General features: G+C 71.7%; 2 protein-coding genes. One reads left to right on the plus strand and one right to left on the minus strand.

Translation table 11 applies throughout. The features are described 5' to 3' along the window. Positions 1–150: 150 nt before the first annotated feature. Entirely contained in the window at positions 151–816 is a 666-nt protein-coding gene (locus C1I97_RS36930) for a TetR/AcrR family transcriptional regulator (protein ID WP_111007240.1), read from the minus strand. A gap of 136 nt (positions 817–952) precedes the next feature. Here C1I97_RS36930 and C1I97_RS36935 point away from each other — a divergent pair. Further along, positions 953–1568, plus strand: a 616-nt coding sequence (locus C1I97_RS36935; RefSeq protein ID WP_111007241.1) for a shikimate dehydrogenase, incomplete at its 3' end; no start/stop codon positions are given.

Genomic DNA, 1568 nt, shown 5'->3' on the forward strand with positions numbered 1-1568 from the left:
GGGACGGACACGGCGGGGCTCCTTCGGGGGCACGAGCCAGCTAATTAACCCACTGGTTAGTTCGCAGTGGTTGCGCAGGGATGCTGCGGCCCGTGTTCCCGTTCTGTCAAGAGGTGGCGCGCGATCCGCCGGACCGGTGTCCGGCGGTGCTCAGTCCTCCGCGCGGTCCGCCGTCAGGTAGGCGATGACCATGTCGCCGAGCATGGCGCGGTAGTGCTCGCGCCGTGCGGGGTCGGTCAGGTCACGGCCGAACAGGGCACCGAAGGTGTGCCGGTTGGCGACCCGGAAGAAGCAGAACGCGCTGATCATCGCGTGCAGGTCGACGGCGTCCACGTCGGCCGTGAACAGGCCGGACTCCTGCCCGGCGGCGAGGATCCGGCGGATCACGTCCAGCGCCGGAGAACCGATCGCCGCCAGCTTCTCGGAGGCGACGATGTGCTCCGCCTCGTGGATGTTCTCGATGCTCACCAGACGGATGAAGTCGAGGTGCTGCTCGTGGTGGTCGAAGGTCAGTTCCGCCAGGCGCCGGATGGCCGCGACCGGGTCCAGGTGCTCGACGTCCAGCTGCTGCTCGGCGTCGCGGATCACCCCGTAGGCCCGCTCCAGTACGGCTGTGAACAGCTGTTCCTTGCCGCCGAAGTAGTAGTAGATCATCCGCTTCGTGGTGCGGGTGCGGGCGGCGATCTCGTCCACGCGGGCCCCGTCGTAGCCGGCCCGGGCGAACTCCTGCGTGGCCACGTCGAGGATCTCGGCCCTGGTGCGGGCGGCGTCGCGGGTCCGCCCGCGGGGTCGTGCCGGTTCCTCGACGCTGGTCATCACGGTCCTTCGGGCGTGGGGCGCGTATCTGGCTCGTGATTGTAGAAGCAGGGGCCGGGACTTCCCGAACCGCCGGAGGGGCTGATATAGCTAACGTACCGGTTCGTACATTAGAGCCCGCTCAGGAGGATCCCCGGTGGCCAAGGACTCGTATCTCGTCGGACTGATCGGTTCCGGCATCGGCCCGTCGCTCAGTCCGGCGCTGCACGAGCGGGAGGCCGACCGGCAGGGCCTGCGCCTGCTGTACCGGCTCATCGACATCGACACCCTCGGCGTCCCGCCCGAGGCGGTCGGCGACCTGGTGCGCTCCGCCCGCGACCTCGGCTTCGACGGGCTCAACATCACCCACCCCTGCAAGCAGCTCGTCCTGGAGCACCTGGACGCCCTCTCCCCGCAGGCCGAGGCGCTCGGCGCGGTCAACACCGTCGTCTTCGAGGGCGGCCGGGCCACCGGCCACAACACCGACGTCACCGGCTTCGCCGCCTCCTTCGCACGCGGCCTGCCCGACGCCCCGCTGGAGCGCGTGGTGCAGCTCGGCGCGGGCGGCGCCGGCGCCGCCGTCGCCCACGCCACCCTGACGCTCGGGGCCGGCCGGGTCACCGTCGTCGACGCGCTGCCCGAGCGGGCCGCCGCGCTCGCCGACTCCCTCGGCCGCCACTTCGGCGCCGGCCGCGCCGCCGCCGCGGCCCCCGACGCGCTCGCGGACCTGCTGACCGGGGCCGACGGCATCGTGCACGCCACCCCCACCGGCA

The sequence above is a fragment of the Streptomyces sp. NTH33 genome, from assembly GCF_003236365.1.
Taxonomy (GTDB): domain Bacteria; phylum Actinomycetota; class Actinomycetes; order Streptomycetales; family Streptomycetaceae; genus Streptomyces.

Excerpts from the sequence above, each read along its gene's own strand:
- C1I97_RS36930 (WP_111007240.1), bottom strand. The coding sequence starts at position 816 with ATGACCAGCGTCGAGGAACCGGCACGACCCCGCGGGCGGACCCGCGAC.